General features: G+C 47.8%; 23 protein-coding genes. 11 read left to right on the top strand and 12 right to left on the bottom strand.

Going from position 1 to position 24368, the window contains the following annotated elements; all coding sequences use genetic code 11:
• Nucleotides 1-125: 125 nt before the first annotated feature.
• From ubiE to miaB, 8 genes are all read right to left on the bottom strand, one after another.
• Nucleotides 126-842, bottom strand: a complete 717-nt coding sequence (gene ubiE, locus VLX91_02445) for a bifunctional demethylmenaquinone methyltransferase/2-methoxy-6-polyprenyl-1,4-benzoquinol methylase UbiE (GenBank protein HUI29050.1) — start codon at nucleotides 840-842, stop codon at nucleotides 126-128.
• Nucleotides 835-1911: a hypothetical protein gene (locus VLX91_02440; protein HUI29049.1), complete on the bottom strand. Its 1077-nt coding sequence runs from the start codon at nucleotides 1909-1911 to the stop codon at nucleotides 835-837. Before VLX91_02440 ends, ubiE begins: the two co-directional genes overlap by 8 nt.
• Nucleotides 1912-2040: 129 nt before the next feature.
• Nucleotides 2041-3561 (bottom strand): cellulose synthase family protein, encoded by a 1521-nt coding sequence (locus VLX91_02435; GenBank protein ID HUI29048.1) that lies wholly within the window; start codon nucleotides 3559-3561, stop codon nucleotides 2041-2043.
• Nucleotides 3562-3579: 18 nt separating this feature from the next.
• Nucleotides 3580-4071, bottom strand: coding sequence for an LptE family protein (locus VLX91_02430; GenBank protein HUI29047.1), 492 nt, complete (start codon nucleotides 4069-4071; stop codon nucleotides 3580-3582).
• A complete protein-coding gene (locus VLX91_02425; protein HUI29046.1) occupies nucleotides 4071-5216 on the bottom strand; it encodes a sigma-54 dependent transcriptional regulator in 1146 nt (381 codons plus the stop codon). The genes VLX91_02430 and VLX91_02425 overlap by 1 nt, the downstream gene beginning before the upstream one ends.
• 45 nt (nucleotides 5217-5261) lie before the next feature.
• A complete protein-coding gene (locus VLX91_02420) occupies nucleotides 5262-6020 on the bottom strand; it encodes a ribonuclease Z (protein HUI29045.1) in 759 nt (252 codons plus the stop codon).
• Complete coding sequence (locus VLX91_02415) at nucleotides 6017-6796, bottom strand: SPOR domain-containing protein (protein HUI29044.1); 780 nt, start codon at nucleotides 6794-6796, stop codon at nucleotides 6017-6019. Before VLX91_02415 ends, VLX91_02420 begins: the two co-directional genes overlap by 4 nt.
• Before the next feature lies 1 nt (nucleotide 6797).
• Entirely contained in the window at nucleotides 6798-8135 is a 1338-nt protein-coding gene (miaB, locus tag VLX91_02410; protein HUI29043.1) for a tRNA (N6-isopentenyl adenosine(37)-C2)-methylthiotransferase MiaB, read from the bottom strand.
• A 557-nt stretch (nucleotides 8136-8692) separates the two neighbouring features.
• Between miaB and VLX91_02405 the strand changes: the two genes are divergently transcribed.
• The 6 genes from VLX91_02405 to VLX91_02380 are packed head-to-tail and all read left to right on the top strand — an operon-like array spanning nucleotide 8693 to nucleotide 15499.
• Nucleotides 8693-9712: a D-alanine--D-alanine ligase gene (locus VLX91_02405; GenBank protein ID HUI29042.1), complete on the top strand. Its 1020-nt coding sequence runs from the start codon at nucleotides 8693-8695 to the stop codon at nucleotides 9710-9712.
• Nucleotides 9709-10017 (top strand): septum formation initiator family protein, encoded by a 309-nt coding sequence (locus tag VLX91_02400; GenBank protein HUI29041.1) that lies wholly within the window; start codon nucleotides 9709-9711, stop codon nucleotides 10015-10017. The genes VLX91_02405 and VLX91_02400 overlap by 4 nt, the downstream gene beginning before the upstream one ends.
• Entirely contained in the window at nucleotides 9983-11359 is a 1377-nt protein-coding gene (locus VLX91_02395) for a replication-associated recombination protein A (protein HUI29040.1), read from the top strand. The genes VLX91_02400 and VLX91_02395 overlap by 35 nt, the downstream gene beginning before the upstream one ends.
• Nucleotides 11356-12303: an ROK family protein gene (locus VLX91_02390; protein HUI29039.1), complete on the top strand. Its 948-nt coding sequence runs from the start codon at nucleotides 11356-11358 to the stop codon at nucleotides 12301-12303. Before VLX91_02395 ends, VLX91_02390 begins: the two co-directional genes overlap by 4 nt.
• Nucleotides 12304-12348: 45 nt before the next feature.
• Nucleotides 12349-14946 carry a putative LPS assembly protein LptD gene (locus VLX91_02385; protein HUI29038.1) on the top strand — a complete coding sequence of 866 codons (2598 nt, stop codon included), beginning with the start codon at nucleotides 12349-12351 and terminating at the stop codon, nucleotides 14944-14946.
• Nucleotides 14936-15499: an N-acetyltransferase gene (locus VLX91_02380; protein HUI29037.1), complete on the top strand. Its 564-nt coding sequence runs from the start codon at nucleotides 14936-14938 to the stop codon at nucleotides 15497-15499. Before VLX91_02385 ends, VLX91_02380 begins: the two co-directional genes overlap by 11 nt.
• Before the next feature lie 8 nt (nucleotides 15500-15507).
• Here the strand turns inward: VLX91_02380 and VLX91_02375 are convergent, their stop codons facing one another.
• The 4 genes from VLX91_02375 to VLX91_02360 form a co-directional block, all read right to left on the bottom strand.
• Complete coding sequence (locus tag VLX91_02375; protein HUI29036.1) at nucleotides 15508-16623, bottom strand: acyltransferase family protein; 1116 nt, start codon at nucleotides 16621-16623, stop codon at nucleotides 15508-15510.
• Between the two features lie 199 nt (nucleotides 16624-16822).
• A complete protein-coding gene (locus VLX91_02370; protein ID HUI29035.1) occupies nucleotides 16823-17332 on the bottom strand; it encodes a thioredoxin fold domain-containing protein in 510 nt (169 codons plus the stop codon).
• A gap of 15 nt (nucleotides 17333-17347) precedes the next feature.
• Nucleotides 17348-18613, bottom strand: coding sequence for a GNAT family N-acetyltransferase (locus VLX91_02365; GenBank protein ID HUI29034.1), 1266 nt, complete (start codon nucleotides 18611-18613; stop codon nucleotides 17348-17350).
• Nucleotides 18610-19716: a glycosyltransferase family 9 protein gene (locus VLX91_02360; GenBank protein ID HUI29033.1), complete on the bottom strand. Its 1107-nt coding sequence runs from the start codon at nucleotides 19714-19716 to the stop codon at nucleotides 18610-18612. Before VLX91_02360 ends, VLX91_02365 begins: the two co-directional genes overlap by 4 nt.
• A 368-nt stretch (nucleotides 19717-20084) precedes the next feature.
• On the opposite strand from VLX91_02360, the gene VLX91_02355 reads away from it, so the two are divergent.
• The 5 genes from VLX91_02355 to VLX91_02335 all read left to right on the top strand — a co-directional run bounded on the left by VLX91_02355 (nucleotide 20085) and on the right by VLX91_02335 (nucleotide 24365).
• Complete coding sequence (locus tag VLX91_02355; GenBank protein HUI29032.1) at nucleotides 20085-21263, top strand: M24 family metallopeptidase; 1179 nt, start codon at nucleotides 20085-20087, stop codon at nucleotides 21261-21263.
• An 81-nt stretch (nucleotides 21264-21344) separates the two neighbouring features.
• Complete coding sequence (gene radA / locus VLX91_02350) at nucleotides 21345-22694, top strand: DNA repair protein RadA (GenBank protein ID HUI29031.1); 1350 nt, start codon at nucleotides 21345-21347, stop codon at nucleotides 22692-22694.
• A 2-nt stretch (nucleotides 22695-22696) separates the two neighbouring features.
• Nucleotides 22697-22954, top strand: a complete 258-nt coding sequence (locus VLX91_02345; GenBank protein ID HUI29030.1) for a PQ-loop domain-containing transporter — start codon at nucleotides 22697-22699, stop codon at nucleotides 22952-22954.
• Nucleotides 22955-22976: 22 nt separating this feature from the next.
• Nucleotides 22977-23573 carry an RdgB/HAM1 family non-canonical purine NTP pyrophosphatase gene (gene rdgB / locus VLX91_02340; protein HUI29029.1) on the top strand — a complete coding sequence of 199 codons (597 nt, stop codon included), beginning with the start codon at nucleotides 22977-22979 and terminating at the stop codon, nucleotides 23571-23573.
• A gap of 81 nt (nucleotides 23574-23654) precedes the next feature.
• On the top strand, nucleotides 23655-24365 hold the full coding sequence (locus tag VLX91_02335) for a deoxynucleoside kinase (protein HUI29028.1): 711 nt from the start codon (nucleotides 23655-23657) through the stop codon (nucleotides 24363-24365).
• The last annotated feature ends 3 nt before the right edge of the window (nucleotides 24366-24368 follow it).

Genomic DNA, 24368 nt, shown 5'->3' with positions numbered 1-24368 from the left:
TTTTAAATCCCAAATTTTCGGTTAAAAGAGGCGGGCGGCTGACCCGGAAAGCGTGGTGCACATTGATTTCATAACCTTGACCTCTCTTAATTCGCAATTCGCCGTTCACAATCTGAAATTGTTTTTTACCTCACTCCGAAATATGCGGTGGCAACTCCGAAAGTAAGTGGAAACGAACGCACTTCGTGGAAATTTATCTCTCGTAAAATATTCTCAAACGACTCACCATCCGGGAAAACTATGACGGAATCCGGAAGATACGAATAAGCTGCCCGATCTCCCGAAACCAACCGCCCGATCGACGGCAAGATTCTCTTGAAATAAAAAAAATAAATTTGTCTCACCAAAAAGAGCTGCGGCCTGGAAAATTCAAGAATCACAACCCTTCCTCCTTTTTTTACGACTCTGCGCAACTCGATCAGACCCTCTTTTAAACGGCCGAAATTTCTAACTCCGAAGGCAACGGCGGCAGCATCGAAAGTTTCGTCCGCAAAAGGAAGCTTCTCGGCATCTGCCTGGACCGGGTTAAGCTTTCCAGCGATATCTAAATTTTTTCCCTTCTCGACAAATATCCGAAGCATCCCTTCCGCAAAGTCGAGGGAGGCTATCCTTGCCGGATTTTTTTTCGCGGCTTCGATAGAAAGATCACCGGTACCGCATGCGACATCCAGGAAAAATTCTCCCGAACGCAGTTGTAAAACATCTATCGCCCGTTTTCTCCAATGCCGATCAATCCCGGCACTTAAAAGATGGTTAAGAAAATCATAACGATGGGATACATTGTTGAACATTTGCCGAACATAGCTGCTCTTCTGTTCTGCAGAAAAAAAATCCTCAACCATTCGTTCTCTGCGTCAGCTCGGCAATCTTCTGCTGATAAACTTCTGCCTGTTCGGGTTTTTTCCGCATCAAGATGCCGTATGCTTCGATTGCAGTCTTCAGCTGGCCCTGCTGCTCGAAAATTTGAGCAAGCGTCTCGGTTACAATTTCGGGGGTGAGCTCTATTCCGGATTCGTCGCTGCGATCCCGTGGATGATCCTCCTGTGGTTTTATCGGCCCCGCCGCTTCAAGCTCGCGCGCGAGATCATCAAGATTGAAATCACCGGAATCGAGTTCAGCCTCGTCTGGCCCAACGTCCCCGGACGTTTCAGGCGGAACGCGTGCCGATGCCGGCCGTTCCGCAGCCGCAGAGTCAGTCTGCGGGGGTGAGCTCCCATTCGTTGAGCCGCCGGAATCGGAAGGTGCCTTCGATTCAATTTCTCTCGTTACTTTTTCTATTATCGCTCTTGCGATCGTTGAAGACTCTTTTCTTTTGTCGCCGGGCAATTCCCGACCATCACGATCGACATCGCGATACTTTGACAACGTTTCGGCCTGAGAATGGATTAATGACGGTGTTTTTAATTCCGGTGTGATCTTTCCCGGCTCGCCGCCAACTATTGCATCGAGACCCGGTATTATGGAATCATCGTTCCGGACCTTTTGCCGATAAACTTCTATCGTGTCCTCGATGGTTTTCATCAAATCCTTGCCTCCGGTTCTGTTCGCATGGAATTGCTCGGCAAGTTTTTTCCCGATTTCATCTGCCTGCTCCTGTTTGTCTAAAGCCGCAGACAGGCTTTCGATGGTTTTTGAATCGGGATTCAGCTCGGCTGCCCTGACTAATTCCTTCCTGGCATCATAGAAAAGGCGGGCTTTCATCATGGCCATCGCAAGGATTGCATGGCCGGTCGAATAATTAGGGTGGGCGATGACGCCGCGCTGGGCTATCGACAATGCCTCCGCGACTTTACCTATCTCAAGATAAAAATACGACAGCATCGCAAAAAAAGATGACGACGGATTTCTCTCCACGCGTTCTTCAAGATAGCGAAGGAGGCTTACATCGCTGCTGCCATAACGATAGTTCATCGTCACGAAGAAAATTCTACAGAAGTCTTGTCGAAAAGTTAAACCGGAAGGTTCGGTAAATCCCGCAAAGATTTCCACGCTTAAGATACTTCGCAGCTCCTCGGTCTTTACATTCAAAATGCATAAGAATCACTTTCCGATGTTTTGTACGACCGGTTCCGTCTTCGGAGTAAATCGCACAGCCGTTTTTCTCGCGAGGACGGCCTGCTTTATAGAAAGGTAAGAAATTGCGCCGAAGCCCGAGAAATACAACAATTGGAATGGGATCGCGGCGATCTCAAGATCAACAATCGACATAATTATTCCCGCCAGGCAGTAAATCGCCAGAAGAATCTCGGCAATCGAGACCCAGTTCACTTTTTTCTCGGTATATTTCTTATCGGCCCACGAACCCTGTTTGCCGGTCACACCGTATTTCGGAGTTCGAACAAATTCGGTTTTCCAGCCCAACAAGCCTTCGATAACCGCCTTAGTATTGTTAACCGAGAGTCCCATGCTTCCTGCCATGAAAACAGGGAAGAGATAAATCCTTCTCCTCCAATCTTTGTAAACATCCTTCTGACTGTAAAGATAGAACATGAATGAACCAAAAAAAGCAAAAATGAACCCGCTCATTAACATAAATGTAGGATCATACTCGCCGCTGTGTTTTATGTAAACTATCGGCACTTGAAGAATCCCGATCAGCAAGACGAAAGGATAGACCATGGCAGCGGAGAGATGGACAGTGGAATGTATTTTGACTCGCAACGGCAGTTTGGACTTCCAAACTCTCGGCAGAAGTTTTTTCGATGCTTCGATTGCGCCTTTAGTCCATCTGAATTGCTGCGAACGAAGAGCATTCACATCGGCCGGAAGCTCCGCAGGCGACGTGTATTCCTTCAAGAACACAAACTGCCAGCCTTTAAGCTGAGCACGATAGCTCAGGTCCAGGTCTTCGGCAAGCGTATCGCTTTCCCAATTACCCGCGTCTTCGATGCAGCTTCTTCTCCAAACTCCTGCTGTGCCGTTAAAGTTGATAAAGAACCCGGCTTTGTTGCGAACCTGCTGTTCAATTACAAAATGGCCATCCAACGCGATCGCCTGCGCACGGGTAAGAAGTGAGTAGTTGCTGTTGATATGTTCCCACCGGGTCTGAACCAGGCCGACTTTTCTGTCTGCAAAATAAGGAAGTGTCTTTTTCAAAAAATCCACACGCGGGATGAAATCGGCATCGAATATGGCAACATATTCGCCGCGCGCCTGGGCCAGGCCGTATTTCAATGCGCCTGCTTTGTAACCTTCTCGATTTCCCCTTCTTATGTGTTTGATGTCAAAACCCTCGCGCGCTTTCTCAGAGACTTTCTGTGCCAGGATGGAAGTGGTCTCATCATTCGAATCATCCAAAACCTGGACCTCAATTTTGTCCTTTGGGTAATCCATGGCACAGATTGCGTCCACGACGCGGTTCACGACGTACAGTTCATTGTAAACAGGAAGCTGGATTGTAACAACCGGAAAGTCCTTCAGTTCCCCCTTACGGGCAACTTGTTTTTTGCGGTATTTGAAATAATAATAGATCATCAAAAAACCGTTTGAGCCGAATATGAAAGGAAAGCTCAACACAATTATGTAGAAAATCAATAATGCGTTCTCAACGCGGGGTGACATTTTATGCTCCTTTGGCATTTACCAATTCGTGACTACAGCTAAGAGAATATCGTCTGTTAGTTTATTTTCTGCCTCGTTTAAACCGAGATCTCTGTTCGAAGGACCTGCACTTGGGTCATAGTCGCCGTAATTCGAGAAGTCTTTCGTCCAGATGTTTTTCTGAGTTTTCAGGTTTTCAAATTTTATTGAAACATTCACAGTGATTCGCCATTCGCTGACTTGCTGGTTCCCGCTGACGGCGCTGGGTTGCGTATTCACGCTTGTCACCGCGCCGATTATTGCGGCATCGGCATTCGACATATTCGTTACTCTTAGCGTATTGTCAGTTATCAATTTCTGCGTCAACTGATTCGTCAGATTAGTTCTCAGATTCGGATCGCCGAAACCGCTATTGTCATCGAACACCTGCACGGCGACGCTATGAACACCCGGCGGCAGTGAAGCTCCCCGGAAAGAGTAAGCGCAGCCGCCTAAAACAATCAAAAACACCAAAACCGCGCAGTATTTCATCAGACATCCTTTAATTTATACTGTTGAACCTTGCGATACAAAGAACGCATGCTTATCCCGAGAGCGTTTGCCGCGAGCTGCTTGTTGCCGTAAAATTTTCGAAGAGCCTTCTGGATCAAAGACTTTTCCATCTCCTCAATATTCAGTTCTCTTCCGTCTTCGGATTCCCCGGACTCATATCGTGGAACGGGTAATGCCAGTTTTTTTTCCAATGCGTTTGACTCGATCGAATTTCTAAGATCCACTATATCATTTTTGATTTCCCACAGAGCCCGCAAAATCAATTCGCGGTCTGATTCCTCAGGTGTCTTGCCGACATGCACCGGGAGAAATCTGCTCGCCACCTCGGCGGAATAAGATGCTCCCGATTTCGGCAGGTGTTTATCCAAAGCTGCGGCGTTCACCTGATTGCCCCGCTCAAGCACGATAATGCTCTCAATCAAATTTTTTAGCTCGCGCACGTTCCCGGGCCATTCCAAGCTGCTAAGCATTTCTATCGCTTCGGGTGAGAACCCGCCAAATTTTATTTTTTGGCTCGCCGTAAATTCCTGTACAAATTTTTCAGCAAGTATGGGAATGTCTTCGCGGCGGTCTCTCAACGGCAGAATAAAAATATTCACCGATCTCAACCTGAAGTAGAGATCCTGCCTGAAATACCCGCGTGCGACTTCAGCTTCTAACGACTTGTTCGAAGCTGCTATGACCCTCACATCAACCTTTTGGTTTGAAGAAGAGCCGACACGCATGAACTCGCCGGTCTCAATGATGCGGAGCAATTTGACCTGAGTGGCAAGCGGGGTATCGCCGATTTCATCGAGAAACAGCGTCCCGCCGTCGGCAATTTCGAAATACCCCTTGCGAGACTCCACGGCGCCGGTGAACGCTCCGCGTTGATGCCCGAACAATTCGGATTCGAGTATTCCTTCGGGAATTGCACCGCAATTCACTGCAACAAGTTGGTTGCCCGCTCGTCTGCTTGCACCGTGAATCGCACGTGCGATTACTTCCTTTCCGACGCCGCTCTCACCGGTTACCAGCACGGTCACATCGGTCGGCGCAACTTGCATTACGGTTGCGACTACTTCCTTCATCGCAGTCGACGCAGCGATTATCCCATACCTCTCTTGAAACTCTTCGACCGTCATTTTATTCGCGACAAACCCTGGATTTTTCTGGATCGTTCTGGGTTATCAAATTGTGAAGATCTGCCCATCATGGATGATATTTATTTTTTGCGTTCCAAACTTTGAATACAATTCCCTGGCCCACGTTCCGCCGGTTTCGAGTTCCTGCGGGATGTGTGTGAAGAAAAGGTTGTTGTGTCCTTTCCTGGAAATTCTAGCGATTTCTTCGAGTTCCGGATGTGCCGCTTCAATGAACGAAATCGTACTGTCAGCATGAGAACCGATCTCCTCGATTGAATCGATGTCGCTGCTGAAGTAGAATGATTTCTTTCCTTCGCGGACAATTACAGAAAAACTCATCGCATTAATTCCGGCTTTCAATGCCGTCTCCATGTACCTATCAAGATGATTTGTCGGGCTGAACTCAAGCTCTATATCATCATACGGTTTTTTCTCACCCGGACTCAATGGGACCAAATCGATCCTGAAAGACCATCTCTCATTATAAATGAAGAAGTTCGCAAGCCATGATTTTACAAATTCAAGCTGACCTGATGGAACATGAACTCTTATGGGTTCCTTTCGCTCAAGCACATGCATAGCAGTTAAGACTGCTGGAATCCCGCCGCAATGGTCGGCGTGCATGTGAGTTATGAAGATATCCTGAATCGAAAACAGATCGGAGCCCGCTTTTTGCAAAGCGCGGAGTGCGTCCGAACCGCAGTCGATCATGAAGCATAAATTGCCCGTTTCCACCAGATAGGCGCTGTTAAACCTCGTTAGGTCGGAAAAAGCCGAACCGGAGCCCAATACCGTAATTTTCATTCTCTTGATTCTCCAACCTTCACCACTATACAATCAATCGACCGGTTTTTTAAGCTCGTCGCAAAAGTGACTGCAGCGTCGCGTGTCGGAAAATTTCCAGTGGTGACAACGTAAAGTGTCTTTGCGGCTCCGGCTTTTTCAGAAACCGACGCCTTAACGTCCTCAGCCTTCATATCAGCTGCGAATTTATCGGCATTCTCGCGGGTTGAGAATACGCCTAGCTGAACTTCATAGGTCCCCTTCTCATACGTCGTTGCCGTCTGTGGAGTCTCCGGACTTTGCTGACTCGCTGGCGACACTGCGCTTTGAAGCGAGTCTTTTTCCGAAGGAACCCTGTCGGACAAACCGAGAGGATCAACCAGCTGTGCCGCTCCGGGATATTTACACAATTCGACATAATCGGTGTGAGCTAAACGGTAGTCTCCGGCTGCATAGTGGTACTTGTAAAGCTGGAGGAGAGCTTCGCGGGCAATCGGCTTACCCGGATATTCATTGACAATCACTCTGTAAATACCGACGGCCTGTGCAGCGTTCTCTGTCAGAGCGGCGCGAACATACGTCGCAAAGGGGTTTTCGGGATCCGCTGAAGCCAAATATTTTCTCGCGTCATCGATTTCCCCTCCCTTAAAAGCGAGATATGCTTTTTCAGCATTTATGAAACCGGTATCGGGCTTCACACGGGTCTGTGTTGTCTGCTCCTTGCCGGTGAATCTCTGTGCACTAGCGGAGCTAGACATGACAACTACTAATGAGACAACAAACGGGTAGACTTTCATTTCAATTAAGGTTGCTGACGACCTCCCCGAATAGAGTGGCTGCCGATGCTCTATTTATCCTGACCTCTGCAACGTCGCCCGGTTTGAGTAAGCATAGAGGAAAAACAACAGTCTTGTTAGTATCCGTCCTGCCACTTTGCTGCAAATCGGATTTCTTGCTTACGCCGTCGACCATTACCTCGAAGACCTTACCAATTTCGGATTGATTTATTTCATAAGAAACTCTTTGCTGCAGTGCGATAATTTCGTTCAGCCTCCTGGTTTTTGTTTCTTCAGCTACATCATCGCCCAGCCTGTATGCCGGGGTTCCTTCCCGTGGAGAATACTTGAACATGTATGCCCCGTCATATCGCAGTTCTTCCATCAAGCGCATAGTCTCGCGGTGTTCATCTTCTGTTTCAGTTGGGAACCCGCTTATTATGTCTGTCGACAAAGCAACGCCGGGGATTCTCTCTCGAATCTTATTTACAAGCTCGACGTATTGCTGACGAGCATAAGTTCTATTCATCGCTTCAAGAATTCTGTTCGACCCGGATTGCACGGGGAGATGGATATACTTGCAGAGATTGTCATGGCTCGCAATTGTATCTATCAACTTATCGGACAGATCCTGCGGATGAGAAGTGGTGAATCTCACGCGGAGCCTGCGGTCCACGTTAGCCACTGCAGCAAGCAAATCCGAAAAATCGTTTGTATTGTCGCGGTAAGAGTTCACATTCTGACCAAGCAACGTAATTTCACGAAAACCCTGATCGACAAGCTGTTCCACTTCCCTCACAACGCTGCCGAGAGTTCGGCTTCTCTCGCGACCGCGGGTGAATGGAACGATGCAGAATGTACAGAACTTATCACATCCCCGCATGATGGAAATCCATGCAGAGATTCCTTCGGTTCTCAGAGGAACAATGTCGTCATACGTCTCCGTCCTTGAGAGTTGTACCCCGATACCTCGAACACCGGCAAACGCGCCTTCGAGAAGCTGCGGAAGCTTTCGGTAATCGTCAGGACCGACCACGATATCGACATTGTGCTTCTCCAAAAGACTCTTGCGCAACCGTTCCGCCATACACCCCAACACTCCGACCAACAGATCGGAATTTTCAGATTTCCGTTTCATTATTACATGAAGACGCTGGTGGATTTTTTCCTCGGCATGATTGCGAACGCTGCACGTATTCAAGAGAACCACATCCGCATCATCTATGCTTTTCGTAGGCGAGTACCCCCACTTGTTCATTATGCCGAGAACAATCTCAGAATCAGCCAGATTCATTTGGCATCCATATGTCTCGATATACACTTTCAATTCTCGCGACTTTCGATCATCATGACTGTTCATCAGCGCCATTTTGACACTTTTATGTTAATTTTCGGCAATAAGTTAAATCAAGCAGGGCGAACAAGCAATCCATTCAAGACAACTAGCAGTTGGAGTCCTAAATGATTGCATAATGTTCACCATTCATGCATGCCCTCACCATATCAGACGTCCCATGAACAGTGGGGCACATTGAGACTGAGGAATTGGTATTCCGAATCCAGGTGGGACTCTGCATAATGATTGGCAAATCTCAAGCTGGCATGAATCCCCAGCGGTCAAACAGAAATGACTTATCGACCAGGCAAAAAAAAGTGCCTGTTAGGCTGGCAACAGGCACCGTCGTGTCTTAAAGAAAATCAGACACTCCCCAAAGGGCTGGTATTTCTCCCCACCTCTGCCTAAAAATAATGATTTAGTCCTGCAATAGCTTTGACGATTTTCACACTTGAGCGGGAACAAATGGCACGCTATTCGAGAATTGTATTTCGCCAAGCCGTTAAATAACTTGTAACGGCAAGATTGGAATCAAAAAAGTTTTACAGCAAACCTATCGGGAAAAAAACCTTGGAGCTTGAGTGAAGATCGCGGTTCTGCTCGGCGGGAGTTCGCCGGAGCGGGAGGTCTCTATCGCCTCCGGCAAAGGAGTCATGAAGGGGCTCCGCGAATTGGGACACGAAGCAGTCGCCATTGACCCCGCTCTCGGCAATGATCAAATTTCTGAGACGGAATTGTTTTCACGGGCGATTGAGGCGGCTCCGCCGTCCCGGGAATTTCTGGCAAAATTATCTACAAAAAATTATTTGGCTACCGTTGAATCGCAGATTACCGGCAATTTCGATCTCGTATTCATCATACTTCACGGCAGATGGGGAGAAGACGGAATAATCCAATCGCTTCTTGAGTTAGCTCCCATTCGTTACACCGGCTCGGGGATCATGGCAAGTGCGATTGCGATGGACAAGGTCATGTCGAAAAAATTATTCATACACCACGGCATACCGACTGCAAAGTGGTACGATTACAAAAGGAACTCGCAGCCGAGGCCCGAAACGATCAAGAAGGAAATTACAAAATTAGGATATCCGAACGTTGTTAAGCCGAACGACCAGGGATCATCGGTTGCAATTTCAATAGTAAAAAACGAAAGCGAACTCGAGACCGCACTTGACGAGGCTGAGAAACATTCCGACGTGGTACTCGTTGAAGAGTATATTCCCGGCGCCGAATTAACGGTAAGCATACTCGGCGATGAGCCGCTTCCAGTGATTGAGATAAGACCTCATGACGGCTTCTACGATTATCTTCACAAATACACAAAAGGAATGACAGACTATCTCGTGCCGGCACCCATCGAAAAATCATTCGCGCTTAAACTCCAGGAAATTGCGCTCAACACATTCAAATCTCTCTGCTGCAAAACCTTTGGAAGGGTCGATTTCAGAATCGGCGATGACAATGTTCCCTACTGTCTCGAGGTGAATACAATTCCTGGAATGACTGAGACAAGTCTTGTTCCTAAGGCAGCGGCCGCTGTCGGAATTTCCTTCAAAGAGCTCGTTGGAAAGATCGTCGAGCTGAGCCTGCAAGGCAAATGACTTTAAAAAATTTCCGGGGATTTCTCAAAAGGCTGAAGAAAAAAAATGCAGCCATTCTTTTCGTCCTGTCAGTAGGCTTGGTCTACGTCCTCTTCGATTCACACGGGCTAATTCAGCGGATCAGGCTCGAAAGCGAAAAATCTTCACTCGAGAATAAAATCAGGGAGCTGGAGCAGGAGGATGCGTCTCTTCAAATTGAGATCCAAAAATTGGAGACTGACTATAAGGAAATTGAACGGATAGCGCGAGAGAAGTATTTTATGCATAGAAATGGCGAAAAGATCATCAAAGTTCAGCCAAAGTAAACGGACTCCTTTAGGCCGCGAATCCGGATTATTTGCTCCACCGAAAACAGTAATCCCGCTTGCAGAGAGAGTTAGGCCGCAGGAATTTGGAGAATTTGTCGGGCAGGATCATCTGGTCGGAGAAAACGGCACACTCCGCAAGATGCTCGACGCCGGCAACGTTCGTTCCATGATACTCTGGGGTCCTCCGGGAACCGGTAAAACGACTTTAGCGCGCTTGATAGCGGGAAAACTTCAGGCGGATTTTTTTCAGATCAATGCAGTTTCTTCGGGCGTTCAGGAACTCCGTGAAATAATCTCAACTGCGGAAAAGTCTCTTGAGGCGGGAAGGCGCACCATTTTATTCATAGATGAAATCCATAGGTTTAATAAGGCACAGCAGGACGCACTTCTTGAAAGCGTTGAAAACGGATCGATAATCCTTATCGGTGCAACGACAGAGAATCCTTCGTTCGAAGTGATATCGCCTCTTCTCTCGAGAAGCCAGGTTTATGTTTTGGAAAACCTCGGCGAGAAGGAACTTAGGTCCATTCTTAATCGTACTCTTCAACACGATGAAATTCTCAAGAAAATCGGCGACGAATCGGGTGAGGGTCCCGTTATTTCGCAGGATGCCGAACAGGAGATGATCAGGCTGAGCGGCGGTGATGCGAGAGTGATGCTGAACGCATTGGAAGTGGCTACCGATCTTGCTAAAAAACAAAAGCCTTTCCACATAAACCGAGAGATGATACGTGAGGCATACCAGATCAGGCATTACAAATACGACAGAACCGGCGAGGAGCATTACAATTCCATTTCGGCTTTCATAAAGAGCGTCCGCGGCAGCGATCCTGACGCTGCGGTTTACTATCTCGCGCGAATGCTGGAAGCGGGCGAAGATCCCAAATTTATCGCGAGACGGCTGATCATCCTTGCGTCCGAGGACATCGGAAATGCCGAACCTTATGCTCTCACGCTGGCGACGGCATGTTTTACTGCAGTCGACTACATCGGAATGCCCGAAGCAAGGATCATACTGGCACAGGCAACTACTTATCTTTCGAGTTGCCCGAAGAGCAACGCTTCATATATGTCGATCGAAAGAGCAACTGCAGACGTGCGCGAAAAGCCATATCTTCCTGTACCACTTCATCTGAGAAACGCACCGACGAACTTAATGAAGGAACTCGGTTATCACAAAGATTACAAATATTCTCACGAGTTTCAGAACCATTTCATCGAGCAACAATATCTTCCCGATGAACTCAAAGACAGAATTTATTATGAACCCACGGAGATAGGCCGGGAATTAACTCTAAAAAAATATCTTGAATCAATCTGGAACAAGAGAAAAAAATGAATTACATCATCGGAATCGACCTTGGCGGAACGTATATCAAAGCGGGTGCAATAACTAAAGAGGGAAAAATTCTTGAAGAAGTTTCCGTACCGTCGCATGCCGAGATAAATCCACAGGCGGTCGTCGGGCAAATAGCGGGTGCCGTGAAAATATTGAAAGAAAAATTTAAGAATGATGAACTATCTGGTGTTGGGATAGGCTCACCGGGAATGGTTGATCTCGACGGAGGCACGGTAAAGTATCCGCCGAATTTTGCGGCCTGGACCGTATTTCGTTTGGGCGAGGAGACCGCAAAGATCATCGGCGACAATGTTAGAGTCGAGAACGATGCGAACGCTGCGGCGGTCGGTGAATTGAAATTCGGTGCCGGAAGAGGATTGAAAAATTTCGTGATGATCACACTCGGAACCGGCGTGGGTGGCGGCTTCATAATCGACGGCGATGTTTTCCGCGGCGAGAACGGCGGCGCCGGTGAAATCGGGCACACCACTATCGATTACGACGGGCCACGATGCAACTGCGGCAATTATGGATGCGTCGAAGCTTATGTCGGACAAAAATACCTGTCGCAGAGAGTGATAGAAAAATTGAAGGCTCATCCTGAATCTGTTCTGAATGAGTTTGTCAGCCGCAACGGAGAAAAATTGGAACCCAAGATGATCAGCGAAGCCGCCGGCAAGGGCGACAAATTCGCACTCCAAATTTGGGAGGAGACCGGATCATATGTTGGCGTTGCAGTAGCATCTGCACTTAACATGTTTGATCTCTCAACGGTAATTGTCGGTGGCGGAGTCTCAGAAGCAGGAAAACCATTGTTGAGCTCGATCGAGAAGACAGCCAAGGCCCGGGTCCTTTCGCCGTTGAAACCGAAGGTGAAAATCTTACAAGCTCAGCTGCAAAACTCGGCGGGCATACTCGGCGCCGCAGCGCTCATTGCCGACTAGAATTCGATCTCTATCCGGGAAATAAATTTTGACCATTGATGTGCCGTGAAATCGTTCTGTCAAATACTAATCCTTTCTATTGCCATTTCCACCCTTCATGCACAGGACACGACAAAGATCCCGCTGATGACCGACACGACGAAGATCGCGCAGAAAACGGTCGAGGATACAACGAAAGCGCAGATCGATTCGGTCGTAACTTATAGCGCGACCGATTCTGTAGTCTATTCCATAGATAACCGCCAGATGTTGCTTTACAAAAATGGGGACATGAAATATAAAGATTTCAAGTTGAATGCCGGGCAGATCGATATCAATTGGGATACGTCGATACTTACGGCTCAAGGGAGAAAAGACAGTGCTGACAAAACCGTCGAACAGCCGGTCTTCAACGACGGTGGAGAAGTATACAATAGCTCTCACGTCACATATGATTTCAAGACTCAGAAAGGAAGGGTCAACGTCGCCAACACGGAGATTGACAAAAGTTATTACCATGGTGAACTGATAAAAAAATTCGGAAAGGATGTTCTCTTTATTGAAAACGGAAGATTTACTACATGCGATAATACGGCAGACCCGGACTATTGGTTTCAGAGTTCAAAGATGAAATTGGTTGTGAACGACAGAATTGTAGCGGAGCCGATAATTTTTTATCTCGATGGCGTGCCGGTCTTTGCACTTCCCTTCGGAGTTTTTCCCAGCAAGGGAGGAAGACGAAGCGGGATAATCACGCCTGCATTCGGCGAGAGCGCAAATGCAGGGAGGTACCTCTCGCATTTCGGTTACTTCTGGGCGATAAATGATTACTCGGACTTAACAACCACTGCAGACTGGTATACTCGCGGTGGTTATGCACTGAGAAGCGGGTTCAGATACAATGTTAGGTATTACCTTAATGGGAGCCTTTACGGGGCTTACGACTACAGATATACGGGCCAGCCCGGAGACGTCCCCACCAGTTCGGAGCCCCAAGGGTACTCACTGCAAAAAGACTGGGACCTCCAGTTCACGCACGATCAGGTGATCGATCCAACTACGCGAATCGTGGCCAATGTCAACATGAGTTCAGGAAGCTATTACAGAAACACGAGTTTGGATTACGGCCAGAACCTTCTGCAAAACCTTGTGTCAGACGCTTCATTCTTCAAGACCTGGGAGAATTCCGGCAACAGTCTATCTCTCAATATCCATAGAGATCAAAATTTAGGGAACGGGTCTATCTCTGCAACGCTTCCAAGCATGAGCTTCTCGCATTCGACGAGTTACCCTTTCAGGAGATCCGACCAGTCCAGCGACCTCAGCGACAACCTATCCTGGTACGAGATGATAGGATATTCATACAGCGGGGAGTTTGAGAACCAGACTTCAAAAACATGGGACACGACTGTTGCCGGTGATTACAGAAGATTTAGCGCCTATGGGGCATCCCACTCCGTTATTATCAACGCATCCCCGAAGGCGGGTTTCTTCACGATCACCCCTTCTCTTTCCATCACAGACAAGATGTACACGTCGCGGACAATTTATGACGAACAAAGATCCGGCTTCGGACACCCCTACCAGCTTGGAGATACGGTTGTAGGAAGAACGGAATATGGTCTCTACAATGTCGGGACATTCAGCACCGGAGTATCGGCAAGCACGAGACTGTTCGGAATCATGCAGCCCAACATCTTTGGAATCACCGCTTTCAGGCACACGCTCGAGCCGAGTATTGCTTTCTCATACCAGCCGGATTTTTCAAAACCATATTGGCACTACTATCAAACCTTCGTGATAAACGGAGTTTCGCAGCAGTACAATAATTATCAAACTGCGGTCTACGGTGGCGCTCCATCAGGGACGGTTGCGGCGGCAAGTTTCTCCCTGGCCAATATTTTTGAAATGAAGACTCTATCAAGCGACACTTCGCAAGCTGAAAACAAAATTCAACTCCTCAACCTAGATTTGAGTACATCATATAATTTTGCCGCCGACTCGATGAAGCTGGCACCGCTCTCCACAAGTTTTCGCACCAACATCGCTCAGAAATTCGATTTCAGCGGAAACGCAAATTTCGACTTTTATAAATTCGACACAGCCTCCACTGTCCGAGCAAGAATAAATAAATATCTGTGGTCGGAAGGAAAACTTCCCGACATGACAAGTTTTTCACTCAGCCTTTCTACTTCGCTGCAAGGACAGAGCAAGAAGTCTGCATCCTCTCATCAGTCGCAATCACCTGATTCTCTGGCGCAGCAACAAGACTCACTGAAAGCATTGCAGCAGTATAACGGTTTTTACCAGCAGGTTGAGTCTCCAGATCTCAGCATACCGTGGAATTTGAGCTTCGGAATCGTTTATACCCGAGACAAACCCGAGCCGGACGTGCTCCAACAAAGGGCAAGCCTCAGCTTGAACCTGGGATTTAACCTCACTGATAACTGGAATATCAAGTTCAGCGGCGGCTACGATATCTTAAATCATCAGATCGTTGTTCCTACGGTGCACGTCTACCGCGACTTGCATTGCTGGGAGATGAATCTCACATGGAACCCGATAGGTGCATATCGTGGTTTTAACCTTGAAATAAGAATAAAAGCTTCGCAACTTCAGGATATAAAGGTGACAAAGAGAGAGGATACGTTAGTTGGAGATTGATAACAAAACTTCAAGCATAAAAATCCGGCGTGCAAAAGTCTGCGATGTTCCGCAGATCGTCTCATTGATAAATTCCTACGCGGAAAAAGGAGAAATGCTTTACCGCTCTCAAAGCCAGGTCTTACAACAGGTAAGGAACTATTTCGTTGCGGCTTCTACGGACTCAGAGAACCGAAATAATGGAGGGTCTTCGCCGGAGGCTTCGGATTTGATACTCGCCTGCGGTGCATTGGACATAACGTGGAACGACCTCGCCGAACTTCGTTCCTTGGCAGTTCACACCGACACCCAAGGCAAAGGCCTCGGTACACAGGTCGTTGAAGCCTTAATGAACGATGCAGTCGAACTCGGCTTAAGGCATGTTTTCGCTCTTACTTACAAGCCGCATTTCTTCGAAAGACTCGGATTTAAGACTATCGACAAGCAGCTGCTTCCGCACAAAGTTTGGAGCATTTGTATCGACTGTCTGAAGTTTCCGGTTTGTGACGAAGTTGCAATGCAGATCGAAATGGAAGACTGGGTGAAGAATAAAATTCTCCACGAAGCAAGATAAGAAAGTTTTTACTTCGCTATTTCGCTGACAGTAATAACTTCAATTTTCCTCTTCCTCACTTTGTAGGCTTCTATCCCGTAGACCATTCCAACCATTGACGACACAACTCCAACGACGAGAAGAATTGCAACCGCGGAGTTTGTCCCTTCCGGAATCAGCTGCGTAAGGCCGAGATTTATCGGCGAACCGTAAACGACCATCAGGTGCACGACATAGATCGTGAGGGAATTCCTGCCGAGCGCCGGGATAATTTTCGGAAAATGCCTAACCTTCAGACTCAAGTAACCGACCATGGAAGCTACAAGTCCTACGATGCCGAATCGCAAAAAATTTATCGCCGGCAAGGCACGCCAGTAGTCGACATAGAGAGAAACAAACAGAAGCTGGATGGGAAAGAAAACGAGGAACAATAACAGAGAGACGATAGAGGCTTTCATGAAATTTCCGGACAACGCGCGGGAACGGCTTTCAATCGGCATAGTAAGCGAGGCAGCGCCGAAAGAAGCTCCGGCAAATAAATAAGCCGAAAAGGGGAAAAAAGTGAAAAACGACCCGGAACGGAATGTAAGGTAGGAATAGAAAAACGGAGCGAGAAAATTTTCCCACCTGATGGGCTCAACCACCGGCGCAATTGCGAGCGATAAAACGGCAGCGATAACATAAGAACGAAGCAATGCCTCTGCCTTTTTCGCGAACAACGCAATGACGAGAATTACCAGAAGTGACAATGAGATTACATGCAGCGCATCCACATAGAAAAATATCTTTAAGTTATATGATGGAACACCTGACGGCTCATAAAGAAGTTCAAGAGGAAAATGCAGACCATATCCCAATAGCAGCAGCGTCGCTATTCTTCTGATGCGCCTGGATTTTGTTCTGTTAGAAATACTAAGGCCTCCAAAATCGTTTTTAACCGTCGCCACCACAAACGCAAGTCCGGCGGAGAAGAAAAAGAACGGCGCGGTCAGTCCGCGAAAAAAAGTCCACAGCTGAAACATGAATGTGGAGCCATCTCTGTACAGTGGGCTCAAAACGGCATCCAGCGTATGCCCTTCAATCATCAACATGACACCGATTGCCCTGAGAATATCCAGGAAGATCAGCCTATTTCTGTTTTCCATTTCACACTAGAATTTTATTTCAATTACGATTTTACCTCAACGTCAGACGCACAACCAGACAAAAGGTTGAAATGGCCAAAAATCCAAAACCGTGGAGCAGAAGGACTCCTCTTGTTATCTCTTATTATCCTTCCACCGGGAGAAAGTAGGGATTCGTCTGGTGAGTGCTAATCGCAAACAGTCAATAATTGTTCATCTTTTATTTCGCCGGCACGCTCTGCGAGTTCAAGTAATCCTGGAAATTCATCTTTTCGTAATAGTTTTCGCCGATATATTTCAGTACCTGTAAAAATTCGGCCGGTTTCATGTATCCCGGAACAGAAGTAATCCGCTGACCATCGGCCGTTAAAAAAACCGTCGTAGGATAACCGTCCACTCGAAACGCGGATGCAATATCCGCCTGTGTTACCTCCTCATTGCCAACGGTTTCTTTAGAATCACTCTCCGCATTCAATCTTATGAGAACATAATTCTGTGCAAGGTAATTTTTTACGCAGTCGTCGCCGTAAGTATCCTTTTCCATTTTTTTACACCAGCCGCACCAATCGGTATAGACGTCGACAAGCATTTTCTTCTTTGCGGTCGATGCCTGTTTCATGCCATCGGTAATATTCGTCCACTTTAGACTCTCATCAGCACCATTATTCATTTTGCAACCCATGTTTATAAAGTTCAAAACGCCTAGAACCACCATCGAAATCAGATTCATTTTTCTCTCTGTTGATTAGAAAATGTCGTACTGATATATAAACGGTGCAGGAGCCTTAAAAAGTTCATCAAGTTTTGCTGCGATCAATTTTCCGCCGCGCGCAAAGCCGAGTTTCAATGCGTCGCTGGGCTTTAAGAAGCCGGCATAAATCTGCGAAAATATCTCAATATCCGATTCAAACTGCACGTTTTGTCTCGTTTCATCGATTGTCGTCTCGCCGTTGTGTACATGCAGGTTGAAAGTCCGCGAGTTCATCGGAAGGTTGCCATCACTGATCTTAATTACAAAGTCTGCCGGCAGATCAATGTTATGGCGCAACCTGCTGAGCGCGCTCGGGACATTTATGATTCTCATCATGAAACCTGACGCGAGTGTTGAAAAAGTTTTATACTCGAAGAACAATCTCCTGTAATGGGACTCGCTCGGTTCCTTCAGAAAAAGATGGACCGGGTAATCCGCTGGAGCGAGAAATTTTACGCGGGTCACCTGCTCCCGGAGCGCGCCAAGGAAGCCCCATAGACCACGATGCACCATGGCATCAAGTCCGACAAATTCTTTTATGTTCAAAACAGTCTCCCCGACGAGCCCATCGGCTGCAGCATGTTCCTTATAGACTTCAAATGCGACATATCCCTTTATTTCGCCGTCGTCGTAGACATAAGCATCCTTGAACTTTGGAAAGACCACCAGATCCCAGAAATTATCATTCCGCAGAACGGTGAATCCGCCATTCGCCTGTATTTCCTGCTGCAATACTCTTTTTATCTTGCTTTTGTCTCCCTTTGCGAATGCACGAACATGAGACCGCTCCTCTCTTAATGACGAATTTGCTGTCGAAGAAAAATTACAAATATTAGCCGGCGCAAATTCGTAATGCATCACGGCCCCAACATAGCCGTAACCGAACTTTTTGTAGAAGTGATGCCTGAATGGAAACAACATGGAGATAGGGTAGTCCATTTCGTACATCCTTCTCAATGAATCTTCCATGAGAGCTTCTGCAATTCCACGCCTTCTCGCTTCCGGTTGAACCGCAACTGCGGCGATACCGCCCATCGGCATCCTTACTCCGCGAGAGTAGACTTCAAGCGGAGTTATTCGCAAACAACCCACGATCCCGGCGTTCACGCTCTTGTCTTCGGCGACAAACATGTCGGACAACGAATAGCGCGGATTATTTTCTATGCTGACGCGGACGATGGAAGTATCTTCCAGAAAAGATTTTGACAGAAGTGAAGCTATGGAATCGACATCGCTGGAAGATGCCTGGCGAATTATCATCGGAGTCGCTGCATCTCGCTGGAAAAACCGGACACTCCGCTCACGGGAATTTCCTCGGTCTTGCGAATTGTCTGAACGGCGGCATCAAACACTTCCCTCACGGCGATTCCGCTCGTGCCATCCCCGAACGTGCAGACATGCGGGTCACCGGGGCATTGTGTCTTACAAAAATTTTCCGGCGGAAGGATTACTTTATGTGCTGAAGACGCGCCGATTGGCCCCCATAATTTCGGCGAGCAGGCAGTCAACGGGCAAAATGTCGAAACTGTAGGAGTGCCGACTGCCGCCGCTATGTGCATCGGCCCCGTGCTGGAAGAGATTAGCAAACTCATTTGAGAGATAACCGAAGTCATCTCGCGTAATGAGAGCTCACCAAAAGATGTTCTTATGTCTTTACCTGTGATCTTTGAGAAAAACTCCTCGATGTATTTCTCGTGGTCCGCGCCCGTCACGAACACCTGTGTACCGTTCCGTACCAGCATACTCGCCAACGCGGAATACGTTTCGGGTTTCCAGCTGGGAGAAGAATGCCCGCTGCCAGGATGGATGGCGATGATGGCACGGCCCAAATCAAACCCTTTTCGCATTAAGAATTCATGTGCAAAATCTTTTTCTTCCGTGGTCAAAAAGATTTCCGGCTGCGTCCATATTTTCTGCGCGCCGATCCTCCTTGCCAGATCAAGCATGTACTCGGACTCGTGCCTCAGCGGATTGTATTTTCTTCTTGAGACTCCATGCATGAGCGTAATAACTTCATACAGAATACGCCCAACTCCAACACGGTAAGGAATCCCTGCAAGAAACGTCATGTAAGCGAGACGTTTCGTCGGCATGAGAAGAAGGGCCGTGTCAAATTTGTATTTACGAAGTTCCCTTACCTTCATTCGGAGATTTTTTCTGGCAGGACCGTCCGTGATGACCGCATCTATGTAAGGATTTCCCTTCAAGAGCGGACCCGTGTAAGGTGAAACGAGGGCAGCAATAAACGAACCCGGGAATGAATCTTTCAGTGTGTGAAAGACCGGCGTCGAGAGGACAACATCACCTATTCTGTCCGGCCTTGCGACGAGGATTCTTTTATGATTTCTTCCGAAAATGCTCAATAAATTCTGCTCACTTCAAAATTTAATATAAGGAATTGCGCCGTATGTTGCATTATTCCTGGAGGGTTGATTGAAGCCTACCGACACCTTGCGACTTGACAAGGTTTGATGATCTAAAGTTAACCCAAGTGTAACGTTTACTTAAAAATTTCAAATTTTTCACTTGCATTAACAAAAACGCGCAACTATATTAAAGCCGGGTTTATTAACGAGTTTCGACGAGGATCCCACCCTACCCCAAGAATCCTCGGACTATCCGTACCGACCTGCTGGCTACCCCACAGCGGGTCGGTTTTTTTATGGGGTTGCCCGCCTAGCTTTGAATCAACCGCCGTCTTTTCATAACTTGTGAAAAACCCGGAGCATCCATGGAACTTCAAAAAATCCAAACCGCGATCAAATCCCTGGGCATCGATGGCTGGTTGTTCTTCGACTTCCATAACCGCGACCACATGGGCTTGAAAATTCTCGGGATGGACCCGCATGCCATGTCGACACGTCGATGGTATTATTTCATTCCGGCGAGCGGCGAGCCTGTGAAACTTGCTCACCGCGTGGAGCCGGCAAAATTAGACCACCTTCCCGGAAACAAGCTTATGTATTCAAGCTGGCGGGAGCTTCACTCAAATTTGAAAAAGATGCTTGGCAGTCCTTCGAAAATTGCAATGCAGTGTTCACCTATGAACGCAATTCCGTACGTTTCGATCGTGGATGGCGGAACCATTGAGCTCGTGAAAAGCTTCGGACATCAAATCGCTTCGTCCGCGGATTTAGTCCAGCAATTCGAGGCGCTCCTTGATGAGAAAGCGATCAAGTCGCACTTCAAGGCCGGAAAACTCATCGACAGAATTTTAGACGAAGCCTTCAACGAGGTTCGCAAGTCCCTGCGGAACAAGAAATACAAGACCGAATATGAGATAGAACAGTTCATCGAGAAGCGTTTCAAGACAAACGGTCTTATAACAGACGACCCGCTGATAGTCGGCACCAACGACCATCCTGTAAATCCGCATTTTGCTCCGACTCCAAAGAACTCCCGCAAAATAAAACCGGGCGACAAACTTCTTATCGACCTCTGGGCAAAATTTGACAAGCCCGGATCGATTTACTACGATATAACATGGAGCGCATTCGTCGGAGATGATCCGCCGGAAGAATATGTGAAGGCGTTCCATGTTGTCCGAGACGCGAGGCGAGCGGGCTTCGAATTCTTGAGTTCGAGACTAAATGAAGGGAAGCAGGTCGCCGGCTGGGAAGTTGATGATATATGCAGAGACGTCGTCAAAGGTGCGGGCTATGGAGAATATTTCACGCATCGCACCGGACACTCTATCGGCGAAGAAGTGCACGGCAATGGAGCAAACATCGACAACTTCGAAACTCAGGATACGCGGCAGCTTGTACCAGGATGTCTTTTCTCTCTCGAGCCGGGGATTTATCTGGAGGGCAAAATGGGAGTTAGGTCCGAACTCAATGTCTTCATCGACAGTTCAAACAAAGCCGTGGTAACCGGAAGGGAGCAAGACGAGTTGGTGCTGATCTGTTAGGGAAAAACGAATAGTGAACGTCGAAAAATCTTCTGCTATTCACTTTTAACTATTGGTTTTTCGCTGTTAAATTGAGTTACCATGTCCAGGCAAACAATCCGTTTCGCATGTCAGAACTGCGGATACGTCTCACCGCGCTGGATCGGGCGTTGTCCTGAATGCGGAGAGTGGAACTCCTTTGTTGAAGAGCTGATCAACGAAACCCCAAGGAAAAAAGAATCCAGAAGCAAAATTGAAATCGTCCCGCTGAGCGAAGTTGAGGTCAGTGAGGGAAAACGTCTCTCAACGGGGATCGAAGAATTCGACCGTGTGCTCGGCGGCGGACTCATGCCGGGATCAATCATCCTCATTGCGGGCGATCCGGGAGTCGGCAAATCCACCTTAATGATGCAGCTTGCGCGAAATCCAAAATTAGGCAAAATACTCTACGTCACCGGAGAGGAATCGCGTGCACAAGTCAGGGTGCGTGCTCAAAGGCTGGGAATAACCACCCTGGACAATTTATTCGTCCTTTCTGAAACCGATCTGGAGTCCATAGTAAAAGCGGTTTCTGAGTTCAGCCCGCCCATCTTGATCGTCGATTCTATACAAACAATTTACCACCCCGAAGTCGTCTCGGCACCCGGAAGTGTCAGCCAGGTACGCGAGTGCTCGGCGAAGCTAGCACAGCTTGCAAAGCTCACGGGCACTGCGGTCTTCGTGGTCGGTCATGTGACGAAAGATGGAATCGCTGCGGGGCCAAAGGTTCTGGAGCACATCGTCGACGCAGTCCTGCAGCTTGAAGGCGAGCGGCATTACGCCTTTAGAATTCTCCGCGCGAACAAAAACAGATTTGGATCGACCAACGAGATCGGAATATTCGAGATGCGCGAGACTGGACTCGTTGAAGTCGAGAACCCGTCGGAGATTTTTCTTTCTGAAAGAAGCTACGGCGCGAGCGGTTCGACCGTCACCGCTGCCATCGAAGGAACGCGTCCGATACTCCTTGAGATTCAGGCACTCGTCACGCCGACCGGCTACTCGGTGCCGCAGCGAACTTCTACCGGATTCGATTATCGCCGCCTGGGAATTATTCTTGCGGTAGTCGAAAAAAGATTGGGATTGAAATTGGGCGGCTTCGATGTTTTTCTAAACGTTGCCGGTGGAGTGAAAGTCGACGAGCCTGCAATCGACCTCGCGGCGGCTGTTTCCGTCATCTCAAGTTATAAGGATGTCCCGGTTGATTCGAGCACAATCGTTATCGGAGAGGTCGGGCTCGCCGGTGAAGTGCGAAGTGTCAGCCAGATCGAGCGGCGCGTGCAGGAGGCGGCCAAGTTAGGTTTCAAAAAAGCGATTGTGCCTCACGCAAACTTCAAGGGCGCGATGTCGAAATTAGATATCGAAATCTCAGAGGTGCGGAAAATTTCGGAAGCGGTAAAGCTTCTAATATAAAAATGAAAATTGTCGGACTCATCGGTTTGATTGCCATCGTCGCGTGCTGGATTCCTCAGACACTTGAAGTCGTTAGGTCCAAGCGTTCCGGCATGAAGCTCTCTTTTCTTTTGCTTTATTTTCCCGGGAGCATCGCACTGACCGTCTACGCGATTGGCGACCCGATCTTTGTCATTCTAAATTTGCTCACCGCGATCGGAAGCGCCGTGAATCTCTACTTCAAAGTTTTTCCCAAGAATGCGGAAGATAAAACTTCCTGAAATGATGTGTTGTGCTTCGTAGATGAAGATCGTTCTTGCAACCCACAACCGACATAAGGTTGAAGAAATCAGAAACATTCTATCGGACCTGCCTCTGGAACTGTCGTCATTGGATAATTTTCCGGAGATCGGCGAGATAGATGAAGATGGAGAGACGCTCGAAGATAATGCAAGGAAGAAAGCGAGGACTGTTTTTGAAAAGACAGGTATTCTTTCGATCGCCGACGACACCGGACTCGAAGTGGATGCCCTCGGCGGAAGACCCGGAGTTTATTCCGCGAGATACTCGGGCGAGAACGCGACTTACGAGGCAAACAACAGGAAGCTCCTTCTGGAGTTGAAAGGCGTCCCATTTGAAAAACGGGGTGCGAAGTTTCGATGCGTGATTTCAATATTTGGAAAAGGAATAGATGAGATCGCAGTCGGCGAAGTGCCGGGAAAAATTCTGAACGAAGTCAGTGGTGCCAATGGCTTCGGATATGACCCATTGTTTCAACCGGACGGATACAAAATGAGTTATGCCGGGATGGATCCGGGATTGAAAAACAAAATGAGTCACCGGGCACGTGCGTTAGAAGAAGCGAAAAGGACTTTGACGGACTTGATAAGAAACCGGTGATGTCACATCCGTACTCATCTCCAACCACTGCGTTGCAATTTCTGCAATCCAAAACTAAATTGATAAAAATCCGAGGCATCGATGGCGAGCCAGTCACCCAAAAAAGTATTCATCTCAATTGCCGGAAACATCGGCAGCGGTAAGTCATCCCTCACCAAGCTGCTCAGCAGACATTTCGGCTGGATTCCATTTTACGAGTCGGTTGAAGACAATCCATACCTGAGCGATTTCTACCGCGATATGAAGCGGTGGTCGTTCCACCTGCAGGTTTATTTTTTATCCAACCGCTTCAAGAACCACAAAAAAATTATCGAGATGCCGGAGTCGGTAGTACAGGACAGATCGATTTACGAAGACGTCGAAATTTTCGCCCGCAACCTCCACGAGATGGGCAACATGGACAGGCGCGACTACGAAAATTATCGCGAGCTTTTTAACATCATGGTGGATTACCTGAAACCGCCCGACCTCCTTATCTATCTTCGCGCGAACGTCAATACGTTAATGAAGCAGATAAAGCTCCGCGGCAGAGAATACGAACAGAGCATAAAAAAAGAATACCTTGAACGACTGAACAGCAGCTACGAAGAGTGGATCACAAAATATAACACCCGATCGGAGCATTCAAGCGAAGGCATCCGGAATCTTCTGATCATCGAATCGGACGAGATCGATTTTGTCAACAACACCGGCCACCTGGATGATATCATAAGAAAAGTAGAAGCGGCCATCGGGAATCATGGATCGGCATTCCGCAATACACCGGCATCCCAGCTAAATGCCGACACCTGACCG

This window comes from Candidatus Acidiferrales bacterium (assembly GCA_035515795.1).
Lineage (GTDB): Bacteria > Bacteroidota > Ignavibacteria > Kryptoniales > JAKASW01 > JAKASW01.
The sequence above is the reverse complement of the archived record's forward strand: the minus strand, read 5'-3'. Positions and strand labels throughout refer to the sequence as shown.